Annotated in this window: 13 protein-coding genes and 3 tRNA genes; 10 read left to right on the forward strand and 6 right to left on the reverse strand. The window is 55.1% G+C overall.

Annotated features, from left to right (window positions below):
• Nucleotides 1-83: 83 nt before the first annotated feature.
• Entirely contained in the window at nucleotides 84-947 is an 864-nt protein-coding gene (locus ACR0NE_RS04590) for an isopenicillin N synthase family dioxygenase (RefSeq protein ID WP_480459364.1), read from the forward strand.
• Here the strand turns inward: ACR0NE_RS04590 and ACR0NE_RS04595 are convergent.
• Nucleotides 944-1,309, reverse strand: a complete 366-nt coding sequence (locus ACR0NE_RS04595) for a HesB/IscA family protein (protein WP_170465407.1) — start codon at nucleotides 1,307-1,309, stop codon at nucleotides 944-946. The two genes, ACR0NE_RS04590 and ACR0NE_RS04595, sit on opposite strands and share 4 nt — an antisense overlap.
• 164 nt (nucleotides 1,310-1,473) lie before the next feature.
• Between ACR0NE_RS04595 and ACR0NE_RS04600 the strand changes: the two genes are divergently transcribed.
• Nucleotides 1,474-1,797: a hypothetical protein gene (locus ACR0NE_RS04600; RefSeq protein ID WP_170405485.1), complete on the forward strand. Its 324-nt coding sequence runs from the start codon at nucleotides 1,474-1,476 to the stop codon at nucleotides 1,795-1,797.
• A gap of 304 nt (nucleotides 1,798-2,101) precedes the next feature.
• Here the strand turns inward: ACR0NE_RS04600 and ACR0NE_RS04605 are convergent, their stop codons facing one another.
• From ACR0NE_RS04605 to ACR0NE_RS04615, 3 genes are all read right to left on the reverse strand, one after another.
• Complete coding sequence (locus ACR0NE_RS04605) at nucleotides 2,102-2,464, reverse strand: SUF system Fe-S cluster assembly protein (RefSeq protein WP_170393211.1); 363 nt, start codon at nucleotides 2,462-2,464, stop codon at nucleotides 2,102-2,104.
• Between the two features lie 95 nt (nucleotides 2,465-2,559).
• Complete coding sequence (locus ACR0NE_RS04610) at nucleotides 2,560-2,838, reverse strand: NfeD family protein (RefSeq protein WP_170405488.1); 279 nt, start codon at nucleotides 2,836-2,838, stop codon at nucleotides 2,560-2,562.
• On the reverse strand, nucleotides 2,838-3,728 hold the full coding sequence (locus ACR0NE_RS04615) for an SPFH domain-containing protein (protein ID WP_170584233.1): 891 nt from the start codon (nucleotides 3,726-3,728) through the stop codon (nucleotides 2,838-2,840). The genes ACR0NE_RS04610 and ACR0NE_RS04615 overlap by 1 nt, the downstream gene beginning before the upstream one ends.
• 175 nt (nucleotides 3,729-3,903) lie before the next feature.
• Between ACR0NE_RS04615 and ACR0NE_RS04620 the strand changes: the two genes are divergently transcribed.
• The 4 genes from ACR0NE_RS04620 (at nucleotide 3,904) to lon (ending at nucleotide 9,154) form a co-directional block, all read left to right on the forward strand.
• Entirely contained in the window at nucleotides 3,904-4,815 is a 912-nt protein-coding gene (locus ACR0NE_RS04620; protein WP_170595751.1) for a nucleoside hydrolase, read from the forward strand.
• Nucleotides 4,816-4,878: 63 nt separating this feature from the next.
• Nucleotides 4,879-6,009, forward strand: a complete 1,131-nt coding sequence (gene tgt, locus ACR0NE_RS04625) for a tRNA guanosine(34) transglycosylase Tgt (protein ID WP_170596111.1) — start codon at nucleotides 4,879-4,881, stop codon at nucleotides 6,007-6,009.
• Nucleotides 6,010-6,101: 92 nt separating this feature from the next.
• On the forward strand, nucleotides 6,102-6,512 hold the full coding sequence (locus ACR0NE_RS04630) for a DUF6636 domain-containing protein (RefSeq protein WP_170595749.1): 411 nt from the start codon (nucleotides 6,102-6,104) through the stop codon (nucleotides 6,510-6,512).
• 233 nt (nucleotides 6,513-6,745) lie between these two features.
• Nucleotides 6,746-9,154: an endopeptidase La gene (gene lon / locus ACR0NE_RS04635; protein ID WP_170595747.1), complete on the forward strand. Its 2,409-nt coding sequence runs from the start codon at nucleotides 6,746-6,748 to the stop codon at nucleotides 9,152-9,154.
• A gap of 52 nt (nucleotides 9,155-9,206) precedes the next feature.
• Here lon and ACR0NE_RS04640 read toward each other — a convergent pair whose 3' ends face one another.
• Nucleotides 9,207-10,793: an APC family permease gene (locus tag ACR0NE_RS04640; protein WP_170595745.1), complete on the reverse strand. Its 1,587-nt coding sequence runs from the start codon at nucleotides 10,791-10,793 to the stop codon at nucleotides 9,207-9,209.
• A 248-nt stretch (nucleotides 10,794-11,041) separates the two neighbouring features.
• Between ACR0NE_RS04640 and ACR0NE_RS04645 the strand changes: the two genes are divergently transcribed.
• Nucleotides 11,042-11,269 carry a hypothetical protein gene (locus tag ACR0NE_RS04645; RefSeq protein WP_170405503.1) on the forward strand — a complete coding sequence of 76 codons (228 nt, stop codon included), beginning with the start codon at nucleotides 11,042-11,044 and terminating at the stop codon, nucleotides 11,267-11,269.
• A 75-nt stretch (nucleotides 11,270-11,344) separates the two neighbouring features.
• Here ACR0NE_RS04645 and ACR0NE_RS04650 read toward each other — a convergent pair.
• A tRNA-Val gene (locus ACR0NE_RS04650) sits at nucleotides 11,345-11,419 on the reverse strand.
• A gap of 213 nt (nucleotides 11,420-11,632) precedes the next feature.
• On the opposite strand from ACR0NE_RS04650, the gene ACR0NE_RS04655 reads away from it, so the two are divergent.
• From ACR0NE_RS04655 to ACR0NE_RS04665, 3 genes are all read left to right on the forward strand, one after another.
• Nucleotides 11,633-11,709, forward strand: a tRNA-Asp gene (locus ACR0NE_RS04655).
• A 52-nt stretch (nucleotides 11,710-11,761) separates the two neighbouring features.
• Nucleotides 11,762-11,838: transfer RNA gene (locus ACR0NE_RS04660), tRNA-Asp, on the forward strand.
• A 126-nt stretch (nucleotides 11,839-11,964) separates the two neighbouring features.
• Nucleotides 11,965-12,507: a methyltransferase domain-containing protein gene (locus tag ACR0NE_RS04665; protein WP_480459362.1), complete on the forward strand. Its 543-nt coding sequence runs from the start codon at nucleotides 11,965-11,967 to the stop codon at nucleotides 12,505-12,507.
• Nucleotides 12,508-12,547 lie beyond the last annotated feature (40 nt).

The raw sequence follows: 12,547 nt of genomic DNA on the forward strand, positions 1-12,547 counted from the left end.
GACACATTGCGCGCGTTGTTGCGGAGGATGGCATGATAGACGATCTCGATCTCGCCAAATTGGATCTGCGTGATCCAGCTGAGATGGAAAAGCTGAGACATGCTGTTCGCCAGATCGGATTTCTAACAATCTCCAATTCCGGCCTCGATGCCGCCCGTGTGCAGCTGGTGATTGACGCGTATCGCGATTTTTTTCGTCAACCCGATGAGATCAAGCAGAGCGTCGATATGGCAGCTACGGGTGCCAACCGCGGTTGGGGTGCGCCGCGTTCCGAACAGGTGGATCTCAGGGCGAACCCGGATTTCAAAGAAGTCTTTGATAGCGGTTTTGAACTGCCAGCCGATGATCCCTATGCGGGGCGGGGATTAAGTGTGTATGCCCCAAATCTCTGGCCAGACGGGGCTGACGCCTTTCGGAGAACGATCCAGAGTTACTATTCAGACGCCTGCTCAGTTGCCATTCGCGTTTTGCGCGCGATTGCGATTGCCATCGGTAGGGATGCAAACAGTTTTGATGCCGCCTTTGATACACCAATGGCGCTGCTGCGCGGTAACTTCTATCCGCAACGCCCTGATTGGGCGGGAGAAAAGGACTTTGGTATCGGCGCGCATACGGATTATGGCTGCCTGACTTTGCTGGCCACGGACGGCACTCCGGGTCTGGAAGTTCGTATGCCTGATGGCGATTGGCAAGCTGTAAACGCCACGCCGGGACAATTCATAATCAATTTCGGGGAGATGCTGGAGTTTTGGACGGCAGGAGAAGTCAAAGCGACCGAGCATAGGGTCAAAGGCAGCGTGAACGAGAGGATCTCGGTTCCGTTGTTCTTTAATCCTTCTTACGACACAAATGTTGCGCCGCTGGGTTCATGCGCCACGATCCGCGCCGGAGAGCACCTGACGCGGCGATTTAATGAGACCTACGTCCACCTAAAAGCTGCGAGTTAGCGTTGTTCAGCCAAGGTTTCGTCGAACTTGATCGATTCTCCGCATCCGCATGCATCGACTACATTCGGGTTTCGGAACTTGAAACCGGCCTCAAGCAGTGAAACCTCGTAGTCGATCTCGGTTCCGAACAGGAACATCTGCGCCATCGGGGCGATCATTACACGCGCGCCATCCTGCTCGACCACTTCGTCGTTCGGGTCGGCATCATCGACGTAGTCCATGGTGTATTCCATCCCCGCACAGCCGCCTTTCTTGACGCCAATGCGCAATCCGGTGTGACCGCCGGATTTCATAAGCCGAACAATCTGTTCAGCAGCTTTAGGTGTCATGGTCACGGCTTGTTTGCCGGGAATGCCAAACATGGTGGGCTCCGTTATCGCGCGTTATCTCTAATCTAAGGCCGACACGCGCCAGGCTCAAGAGAGAGCCTGTTCAAATACACGCTCCGAGCAGGGTTGTCACGATGGTGCGCAAAGCTTTAGCGTATCTGAAGTAAAGGACAGGCATTCCAGAGAGGGTTGGATCGATGAGAGCGCAGAACTGGGCAGGAGCAGCCATTTTCACATCTATGTTGCTGGCGTCCGCGTCTGCGGCATTTGCGATAGATGACACAAAACGGCACCCGGTCAACTGTGCTACCGCACCCGGTGATCTGCGCGCAATCGCAGCTGAAAAGAAACATGCCGAGGACCAGCAGGCTGAAAGCGTGTTCTCGATCCTCCCTGCCGGTGCCTTGCTGGGTCTCGTTACAGGAACCGAGAGCAAGCACCTGAAGATGCTGTCAGGCGACTATATAAAAGAGCTGGACGCGCGCGCTGCTGAAATCAAATCGACCTGTAACATAGAATAATCAAACAAAAAGGGCCGCTCTCGGGCAAGAGCGGCCCGGAATGGGCCCATTGAATGGGGGATGGCTATGGTCAGAGGCCCATGCAATTCACGAAGTATGTCAATTTAGCGGGGCAATCGGATAAGACGCCCGCGACTCAACATCCTGCGCCAGCACGTCCAGCAGATCGAAAAAAGTATACTTAATCACTGGGTCGGTACCTGAGGTCCTTGTGACCCAGCATTGTGACAACATGAAAACGGTTAAGTAACACGCAGTACACCGTTTTGTAACATCGCCATGTTTTTTGTGAGTAAATCGGGAGTTACATGAAACCCAGCTCAAGCCGGGCTTCATCTGACATCATTTCCATGCCCCAAGGTGGCTCCCAAGTCAGTTCGACGTCGACCTCTTTGACGCCAGCAACGGGTTCGATTGCTTCCACGATCCAACCGGGCATTTCGCCTGCGACAGGACAACCTGGCGCAGTGAGGGTCATGATCACCTTGACCGCGTTTTCTCCGGTGATGTCGATCGTATAGATCAGACCGAGATCGTAGATATTGACCGGTATTTCTGGGTCAAACACCGTCCGGCAAGCTTCGACCACGGGTTCGTAGAGCGGGTGATCGATGGTCGAGGGAGCGATCAGAGGGCTGCCTTCGAACTGTTCACTGGGGTGGGTCATTGATGCCTCGGGTCTGTTACCTGAGAAATTATATAGGGAAAGTGCCGGGCAGCGTCCAGAGGTGCCGTGGCGCCTGATCAGGGCGCCACGACAGATCAGTCGTTGATGTCGTGCTTGAAGGTTTTGACTTGGCCGTGCGGCAAGGCAAACATACGGCGCAGAACCAGCCATGCGACCAGTGACAGAACAGCAAATATCAACAGCAGAACGGGCAGGGATGGCGTGAGGCCAGGGATCAGCAGAACCACTCCGGTAATGGCTGCACCGATGGCAAAACCCAGGAAAATGAAGCCGGGCAGCGCGACCTCAAGGATGCCCAGAGCAAGCGCTCCGGCCAACCAAATCCACCACGTCAGCCAGAAAGGATCGGCCATCATTTTCCTCCTTTAAGCATGTTAAAGGCATTGCCGAAGGCTTCAAGTGCGTTTGCAGGCACAACGATGGTCTGCGAGCCGGTGCCGTTGCCTAGGGCGTTCAGCGATTCCACCTGTTTCAACGCAACCTGATACTGTGCCGCTTCCAGCCCGTTGTCTTGAATGGCCTTTGCTACGACCTGAGTCGCATAAGCTTCGGCCTCAGCCGAGATTCGGCGGGCCTTGGCGGTCTGCTCTGCCGCATAAAGTTCGGCATCTGCTTGCAGCTCAACGGCACGCTTTTGGCCCTCGGCCTCGGTCACCTGCGCGCGGCGGGCACGTTCGGCGTTCAATTGCTGCAACATCGCGTCACGAGTGGCCTGATCGAGGTTCACGTCCAGAATCTCGGCGCGGGTTACTTCGATCCCCCAATCGTCAACAGCGGTTTCGACACTTTCCTGAATACGTTCAATCAGTTGCGCCCGGTTCGATTGCACTTCATCCAGGTCCATCTTACCGATCTCGGCGCGGACGATACCGGCTACAGTCGTTGCAATCGCACCGTCGACATCGCGGATGCGATAGACCGTCTTTTCCGGCTCGAGAATGCGGTAGAACACCGAGGTATCGATCTGCACCAGAACATTGTCCTTGGTAATTGCGTCTTGCGTTGCGTTTGGCAACTGACGCTCAAGGATGGATATCTTGTGGCGGGCAACATCTAGAAAAGGAACGATAAAATTGATCCCGGGCCCAAGAACCGAATGCAGGCGGCCAAACCGTTCAACCACGTATTTCTCGGATTGAGGCACGATCTTGATGCCTTTGAATATGACAATGGCAATAAGCGCCGCCGCCAGCAGGTAGATAATGTTCGAAGTGATCAGTCCGATAATCTGGTCTTCTGTCATACTGTCCTCATTTATTGTGTACTATGGTATACATATGGGGATTGAGTCGCTCAATTTCAACTCTGGTATGGATTGTGCTGGCCGGAATGCAAATCGGTGAAAACGTTCATACCGGCCAGAAATTCCCTTTTGTGGCAGCTTTGCATCCCGCTGGTGTTTGCGTTATCGGACGAGGATGAAACTGATTATCGATACAGACCCCGGCATCGACGACGCAATGGCCATTGCCTATGCCGCCGCTGCGTCCGAAATTGACCTTGTTGGTCTGACCACCGTGTTCGGCAACACCCATGTGCATCAATCCAGCCGCAATGCGCGGTTTCTGGTGGACAAACTAGGGCTGGGCATTCCCGTGGCCCAAGGCGCGCCATTCGCTTTGGGAGAGACCACGCATTCACCTTCGGAACATGTGCACGGCCCCGAAGGCTTTGGTGACCTGACCCAGATTGATGAGATAGGCGAAAACCACGCCCTGTCCGCCGCAGAGTTTCTTGTCGACATGGCGCGCAGCCATCGCGGAGAGCTGGTCGTATGCGCGGTTGGGCCATTGACCAATATCGCTGATGCCATGCGATTGGACCCTGAGTTTGCAGAGAATCTTGGCAAGCTCGTCATCATGGGCGGGGCCGTGTACTGCCCGGGCAACATCACCGAACATGCCGAGGCGAATATCTATCACGATGCCAAAGCTGCAGACCAAGTCTTTGCCGCGCCGCCGCCTACGATTCTGGTGGGATTGGATGTGACTCTGAAAACGCTCTACCAGACCGCTGATTTTGAGGCGCTCGCTGAACGTTCCCCTGACATGGGTGGTTTTCTGCGTGATATCTCGCGCTTCTATTTAAAGTTCTACAAAGAGATCGGTGGGCTTGAAGGGTGCGGACTGCATGACTCGACTGCCGTTATCGCCTGCACCCATGAACCGATGTTCGAAATGGTCGAAACGGGTTTGCAGGTGGCGTTGGACGGGGCTGAAATCGGTGCGACTCGTCCTGACCCTGCACGGCCACCAGTGCGAGTGTGCCGGGATGTCGATGGGGCAGGGGTGGTGCGCCTGTTTACGGACCGTGTAGCCTCGCTGCCCTGACGGGTTGCAATGCCCTTGCAGATCGGGCAAAGCCTGCCCGGTTCAGCGATCCAAGGCGTTACCATGACCCAGCGATTTTCTTTCGACCTGAAAGCCACCGATGGCAAGGCCCGCACAGGCGTGATCAACACGCCGCGCGGTGAGGTGCGGACGCCGGCGTTCATGCCTGTGGGCACAGCCGCGACCGTCAAGGCGATGATGCCGGAAAGTGTGCGCGCCACGGGTGCCGATATTCTGTTGGGCAACACCTATCATCTGATGCTGCGCCCCACGGCCGAGCGGATTGATCGTTTGGGAGGCCTGCACAAATTCATGAACTGGGACCGCCCCATCCTGACGGATTCGGGCGGGTTTCAAGTGATGTCGCTGGCGGGTTTGCGTAAACTGACTGAGAAGGGCGTGACCTTTAAATCTCACGTCGATGGCTCGAAGCACGAATTGACGCCGGAACGGTCGATGGAAATCCAACGCCTTTTGGGCTCGGACATCGTCATGTGCTTTGATGAATGCCCTGCGCTGCCCGCCGATCGCGACCGTATCGCCGAGTCCATGCGCCTTTCGATGCGGTGGGCCGCGCGGTCGCGCGAAGCGTTTGGAGACCGCCCCGGACATGCCCTGTTTGGGATCATGCAGGGCGGGCTGGAACAAGATCTTCGGGAAGAAAGTGCCGAGGCACTTAAGCAGGTCGGTTTTGAAGGCTACGCCGTCGGCGGCCTTGCCGTGGGTGAGGGGCAGGAGGCCATGTTCAGCTGCCTTGACTATGCGCCTGACTTCTTGCCCCAGGATAAACCGCGTTATCTGATGGGCGTAGGCAAGCCTGATGATATCGTAGGTGCCGTTGCACGCGGGATAGATATGATGGATTGCGTTCTACCTTCGCGGTCGGGTCGCACCGGGCAGGTGTTCACGCGTTACGGTGTGGTCAATATCAAGAACGCCCGCCATGCTGACGACCCACGCCCGCTGGATGAGAACTGCACATGCCCCGCGTGTTCAAGTTATTCTCGGGCCTACTTGCATCACGTGTTCCGCTCGAATGAGATGATCTCGGGCATGCTGCTGACTTGGCACAATCTGCATTACTTTCAGGAAATCATGCAGGGAATGCGGGACGCGATTTCACAGGGCACATTCGCAGAGTGGCAATCGCAATTCCACGCGCTTCGGGAGCAAGGCGATATTGAACCGCTGTAGATTGTGGCCATTGCGGTGACAAACGTGGTATTTTTTGCTATACTGTTCGCGCATTATTTACCATTTTCATTTGTTTTGTTCAGGAGGATTCAATGCCTCGCTTTATTGTTTCTCTCGCAATCGTTCTTTGCGCATCGACATCTCTTGCGGATGTCTGGACCTTCGAAACCCCGTCCGAGAATATTCAGTGCGTGGTCGGGCAGGGGGCAAGTGTTTCGGACCTGTCTTGCATCATTATCGAGCGCAGCGGCGCACCGGCATTGCCGCGCCCGGCGGATTGCCAGTCGGATTGGGGACATGCTTTTTTCATGACCAATACGGGCGCCGTCCGCATGCTGTGCCAACCAGTCAGCCATAACCGGGACGGATTTGACCGTGCAGACTACGGCGTAACCGGAGAGTTTGGCGGGTTCGTTTGCCATTCCTCGAAAAAGGGCTTGGAATGTAGAAACGAAGTCGGTCATGGCTTCTTTTTGTCCCGAGCTAAGCAAAGGGTGTTCTGATCCACACTGGATGATTTGTTGCCCGTTTTAATGCTGGGTTCGCTAAAATCGGTGGATATGTCTGTCGGATGCCTTGAAGTCCCCAAATCATCGGGTCATGCTGCATCACGACAAACGACGATGAGGTTGAAATGGGGGAACAGGTGCCCCACCTTTATCGTCCAAGACAGGAGATGGCCAAAGGTTGCCTGAATCAGGGACCAGCGCCGTCTTGCCAATGATAAGGATAGAGCATGCAAGAGCCTCTGAATTCCTCATACCCCGTCCTTCCGCTGCGCGATATCGTGGTCTTCCCACATATGATCGTGCCGCTGTTCGTGGGCCGTGACAAATCGGTCCGCGCCCTGGAAGAGGTGATGCAGGATGACAAGCAAATTCTGTTGTCCAGCCAGATTGATCCTGGTGAGGATGATCCTGAAATCGACGGTATCTACCGCTCGGGCGTTCTGGCCAACGTGCTGCAACTGCTGAAACTGCCCGATGGCACCGTGAAGGTGCTTGTCGAGGGGCAGGCGCGGGTGCAGATCACAGAGTTCCTTGAAAACGATCAGTTTTTCGAAGCGCGCGCCGAGTATCTGACCGAGATTCCGGGCGATGTCACCACGACCGAAGCGCTGTTGCGCACCGTCGCGGACGAGTTTGAGCGCTATGCAAAAGTGCGCAAGAATATCCCCGAAGAGGCGCTGGCCGCCGTCGGTGAAACCACCGAGCCTGCAAAGTTGGCCGACCTTGTGTCAGGTCATCTGGGCATCGAGGTTGAACAGAAACAGGAACTGCTTGAGACGCTCTCGGTGAGCGAGCGGCTTGAGAAGGTCTATGGCCTGATGCAGGGCGAAATGTCTGTCCTGCAGGTCGAGAAAAAGATCAAAACCCGCGTCAAATCCCAGATGGAGAAAACGCAGCGCGAGTACTATCTGAATGAGCAGATGAAGGCCATTCAGAAGGAACTTGGCGATGGCGAGGACGGCAGCAACGAAGTTGCCGAACTCGAAGCCAAGATCAACGAGACCAAGCTGTCGAAAGAGGCGCGCGAGAAGGCCGAGGGTGAGCTGAAAAAGCTCAAAAACATGTCGCCCATGTCGGCCGAAGCCACTGTTGTGCGCAACTATCTCGACTGGATTCTGGCGCTGCCTTGGGGCACCAAATCCCGCGTCAAAAAGGATCTGGGTCGCGCGCAGGACATTCTGGACGCCGATCACTATGGGCTTGAGAAGGTCAAAGAGCGGATCGTTGAATATCTGGCGGTACAGCAACGTTCGAAAAAGCTGAAAGGCCCGATCCTGTGCCTTGTTGGCCCTCCGGGTGTTGGTAAGACCTCGCTGGGTAAGTCGGTTGCCAAAGCCACGGGGCGAGAGTTTATTCGCATCTCGCTGGGTGGCGTGCGCGACGAATCCGAGATTCGTGGCCACCGTCGGACTTATATCGGGTCGATGCCCGGCAAGATCATTCAGGCGCTGAAGAAGGCGAAAACCACAAACCCTCTCATCCTGCTCGATGAAATCGACAAGATGGGGCAGGATTTCCGTGGCGATCCAGCCTCGGCGATGCTGGAGGTGTTGGACCCGGAACAGAACAACACGTTCATGGATCATTATCTTGAGGTCGAATATGACCTGTCCAACGTGATGTTCCTGACCACGTCTAACAGCTACAACATGCCTGGGCCTCTGCTAGACCGGATGGAGATCATCCCGCTGGCCGGTTACACCGAAGAGGAAAAGAGCGAGATCGCCAAGCAGCACCTGATCGACAAACAGGTCAAAAACCATGGTCTGAAAGCCAAGGAGTTTGAGCTGACCGATGAGGCGCTACAATCGATCATCCGCACGTATACCCGCGAGGCGGGTGTGCGGAACCTCGAACGCGAAATCGCCAAAGTGGCGCGGAAATCGTTGACCAAGATCATCAAGAAAGAGGCGGAGACCGTAAAGGTGACGCCCGACAATCTGGATGATTTTCTTGGAGTGCCCAAGTTCCGTTATGGCTTGGCTGAACAGGACGATCAGGTTGGTGTAGTCACTGGCTTGGCCTGGACTTCGGTCGGTGGTGATCTGCTGCATATCGAGGCTCTGAAACTGCCCGGCAAAGGGCGGATGAAGACCACTGGTAAGCTGGGCGATGTGATGAAGGAATCGATCGACGCGGCGTCGTCTTACGTCCGATCAATTTCGCCTCAGATCGGGGTTAAACCGCCGCAGTTCGACAAAATCGATATCCACGTGCACGTGCCCGATGGTGCGACGCCAAAGGATGGTCCGTCTGCGGGCTTGGCTATGGTGACCTCGATTGTTTCGGTCCTGACCGGTATTCCTGTGCGCAAGGACATCGCCATGACCGGCGAGGTTTCGCTGCGCGGCAACGCGATGCCGATTGGCGGGCTGAAAGAAAAACTGCTGGCTGCCCTGCGTGGCGGGATCAAGACTGTCCTCATTCCCGAAGAGAATGAGAAGGATCTGGCGGATATCCCCGACAACGTGAAAGAAGGGCTGGAGATCATCGCGGTCAAACACGTCTCGGAGGTACTGGAGCAAGCGTTGATACGTAAGCCCGAGTCAATTGAGTGGGATGAGGCCGCTGAAGAGGCCGCTGCCGCTGCCGCCAAGGCGGCCGAAGGGGCAGGACCGTCGGCAACAGCCCACTAAGCCTGAAACAGATTAATTAGAAAGGCGGGGTCATTCCCCGCCTTTTTTTTGTTCAAAGTCCAATGACAGGTTTGGCCGGGTCCAGCACCTCTTCGTTTTCGATGTAAGCCTGGAATTTTTTGTCTGACAGCGCCGAGCGTACGGCGAGCGCAAAAATCACTGCCGAAAATGCCGCACACAGCACAATGTCCCAACCAAACGGGATCTGCTTTTGCGCGCCTTCTCCAAACTGACCCATGTAGGAGATCAGCCCCAAACCACAGAAATAGGGCATCAGCCAAAGCGCCTCGGTCGCGTCCATTTCATCGAGCCGATTGTGAAAGCGGATCAGCAGCAGCGCCATGCCGATGAGCAGGGCAATTCCCAGCCTCCAGACCGTGTCCCACCCGCTCCAGTAGACGATCAGGGTTGAGATCGCGAAGGCCGTGAGCCCGACAAGTTTGACGGCGGGAATACGGATTGAGCGCGGGCGGTCAGGCATCAGATCGCGTAAACACACCACGGCGATTGGGCCGACCGCGAATGAAAGCACAATGGCGGCCCCGTTCAGGGCGATTACGGTTGCGAACGGGACCGTCAGTAAAAACAGAGTGCCAATCAGAAAGTTGAGAGCCAAGGCCCAAAGCGGTACTCCGAACGATGACAAGATCTGCAAACGTTTCGGCAGGAACCCGTTTTGCGACAGGGCCAGAGCGATACGGGCGTTCGATCCTGTTGCAACCAACCCATTGCCAAACGGGCCGATGACCGACCCGACGTTCAGCAAGCTGAGGAACCACAATATTCCGACAGACATTATGACGCCATCCAAAGGACCTTGCCCACCGAAGCTGAGACTCGCCCAACCATCGCGGATCATCATGGGATCAAGCGCGCCGATAAAGGCCACCTGTAATCCAAGGTAGATCAAGGCACATAGTACAATGGACAGAACCAGAGCGGCCGGGATGTCGAATTTTGGGTTTCGAACTTCTCCTGCCATATCAACAACATGCCGGAAACCTATAAAGGAAAAGATCACCCCACCGGTTGATACTGCGGCCATGATGCCTTTCAGGCCGTAGGGGGCGAAACCGTCAGGGGCGGAGAAATTCTGCACGTCAAAGCGGGTCGCGATCAACAACACGGACAATACTATCGGAATGGCAATCTTGGCCCAGGTCAGCGTTGCATTTACCTGTGCAAAAAATTTTACGCCCAGTGCGTTCACAGCGACGAACAGCAACATGAATAGCAAGGCGACCGAAACACCAGCGCCGGTCAGTTCGCCGGTATCTGCGGCGTGGAGCCATGACGCGTAGGGCGCGAGGTATTTAAGCATGGCTTCAACTTCGATCGGAGCGGTGGTGTTGTAGCCAATCCAGGCCGTCCATCCCATCGCCATCGACACGATGTTGCCGTGTGAGAACTGAGGGACGCGTGCGATTCCTCCTGGGATAGGTAACATCGCTGAAATCTCGGCGAATGTTATTGCCAGTATGAACATCGCAACGGCGCCAATAATCCAAGAAAGAACCGCGGCGGGGCCTGCGTGTTGCACGGCGAGTAGGGGGCCGAAAAGCCAGCCTGACCCAATGATTCCTCCAACCGAAATGAAGGTCAGGCCGACCAGGCCAATTTCCCGCTTCAGTTTCGCCATGTTATTTCTCGCCCAAAGAGGGGTGCCTTATTGGTGGCTATGACATCAGGATAAGCAGGCCACGGGAAACATGGCAAGTGCCACATATCATGCAGAAAATTCGTGAAAACGAGGTCTGCCCGATTCATCTTCTAAATCCTGCTGGGCGTGTTCTTCGAAACGCGATCGCCGGCAATAGGTATTTGAAGTGGAATCGACTCGGAACATGAGGCACGCTGGTCGTCTGTGCCAAGGTAGGAGAACCCAGGATGCCTCTGTACAATGATATGTTCGAGCTTTCGGTCGAAGATATGGATATAATCGAAGAGGCCATGCGTCATGCCATAGCTTCCAGATCGAATGTCCCTGTTGACGAGAGGGTAGAAGAAAGGGAAACCCGTGAAGACTTTGTGCGCAAGGCACACGACCTTCTGGGGCGTCTGCATGACCAAAAGGTTTTTTATCGTCCTAAATCCGGCGTGTATGTCGGAGGATGACAGCATTGTGCTCGCAGCGTTGAACTAAATGGTTCCAAAACGCTTCAACTATGTCGCATAAGCATTTGAATAATATGGTGGGTGATAAGAGATTTGAACTCCTGACATCTTCGATGTGAACGAAGCGCTCTACCACTGAGCTAATCACCCATAGCGGCGTTTGATACAGCGGCTTGTGTTTCGCCGCAAGTTCAAAGCGTTCAAATTGCAGCGCGTCAGACGAAATCCGGTTTTCACACATTGCCCGCCAAGTCGGATAGATCGGAAAAAATCAGGTTCGAGCAAAAAACTTGAAAACGCCGCTTGACGATGCCGGGGTGTAGCCATAATACACCCCAACGTTCAGAGATGAACGGGCAGTGGGCGGTTGTAGCTCAGTTGGTTAGAGTACCGGCCTGTCACGCCGGGGGTCGCGGGTTCGAGCCCCGTCAACCGCGCCATCGCTGCCAGCCTTTGATCCGGGCAAACGGATCGCACATAGACCCTAAATGCGCGGTTGTAGCTCAGTTGGTTAGAGTACCGGCCTGTCACGCCGGGGGTCGCGGGTTCGAGCCCCGTCAACCGCGCCATTTCCTTCGATTTAGAAAGTCATACGCCCTTGTGGGCGTTTTTTTGTGCCGACATCTTACTGATCTTATGGTTTATTGCCTGCAAAACATCAGGGGCAAGCAGTGACCAGTCTAAATCGAGTCATCATGGCACGGCGCAGCCGGCAGTGGGTCCGCGGCCTGAAGCCGGAAACACTTGATGTCATTGAGATTTCTGGTTCGTGGGGTAAGCAATTTGGATTTTGCAGCTATGAACAGATTTGGCATAAGCAACATGATATCTGCACCGGACCCGTTCTGAACAAACAACAGCAGGTGCGAAAGGTCGATCTGGTTTTGGCCAATCAGGTGTGGGAGCACTTGGATCGCCCGGTTGAAGCCACGCTGAACGTGCTAGAGATGCTAAGACCCGGAGGGTATTTCTGGCTGGCCGTCCCGTTCTTCATTCCGTTTCACGCCGCTCCGCATGACTGTTCGCGCTGGTCTGCGCGCGGATTGAAAAACCTGCTCACTGAGTGTGGGTTCGACCCGGATCTCATCCGGGCCGAACAGTGGGGCAATCGGCATGCCGCTTTGCGCAATCTCGAACTTGAATGGCCTCCTGTTTATGACCCTGAGACAGACAATTTGGAGAACGATCCCGATTTTCCAATCTGCGCATGGGCTCTGGCTAAGAAAACCAGTGCTTAAACCGAGTGTCGAAAAATCGCCTGTTCTTACTTTGTTCTAA

Source organism: Ruegeria sp. C9, assembly GCF_056537585.1.

Bases quoted from the DNA above. Each gene is read 5' to 3' on its own strand.
- tgt (WP_170596111.1), top strand. From the start codon at position 4,879: ATGACCCAGCGATTTTCTTTCGACCTGAAAGCCACCGATGGCAAGGCC.
- ACR0NE_RS04665 (WP_480459362.1), top strand. From the start codon at position 11,965: ATGGCACGGCGCAGCCGGCAGTGGGTCCGCGGCCTGAAGCCGGAAACA.
- lon (WP_170595747.1), top strand. From the start codon at position 6,746: ATGCAAGAGCCTCTGAATTCCTCATACCCCGTCCTTCCGCTGCGCGAT.
- ACR0NE_RS04615 (WP_170584233.1), bottom strand. From the start codon at position 3,728: ATGACAGAAGACCAGATTATCGGACTGATCACTTCGAACATTATCTAC.
- ACR0NE_RS04620 (WP_170595751.1), top strand. From the start codon at position 3,904: ATGAAACTGATTATCGATACAGACCCCGGCATCGACGACGCAATGGCC.
- ACR0NE_RS04630 (WP_170595749.1), top strand. From the start codon at position 6,102: ATGCCTCGCTTTATTGTTTCTCTCGCAATCGTTCTTTGCGCATCGACA.
- ACR0NE_RS04600 (WP_170405485.1), top strand. From the start codon at position 1,474: ATGAGAGCGCAGAACTGGGCAGGAGCAGCCATTTTCACATCTATGTTG.
- ACR0NE_RS04595 (WP_170465407.1), bottom strand. From the start codon at position 1,309: ATGTTTGGCATTCCCGGCAAACAAGCCGTGACCATGACACCTAAAGCT.
- ACR0NE_RS04605 (WP_170393211.1), bottom strand. From the start codon at position 2,464: ATGACCCACCCCAGTGAACAGTTCGAAGGCAGCCCTCTGATCGCTCCC.
- ACR0NE_RS04610 (WP_170405488.1), bottom strand. From the start codon at position 2,838: ATGGCCGATCCTTTCTGGCTGACGTGGTGGATTTGGTTGGCCGGAGCG.
- ACR0NE_RS04640 (WP_170595745.1), bottom strand. From the start codon at position 10,793: ATGGCGAAACTGAAGCGGGAAATTGGCCTGGTCGGCCTGACCTTCATT.
- ACR0NE_RS04645 (WP_170405503.1), top strand. From the start codon at position 11,042: ATGCCTCTGTACAATGATATGTTCGAGCTTTCGGTCGAAGATATGGAT.
- ACR0NE_RS04590 (WP_480459364.1), top strand. From the start codon at position 84: ATGGAAAAGCTGAGACATGCTGTTCGCCAGATCGGATTTCTAACAATC.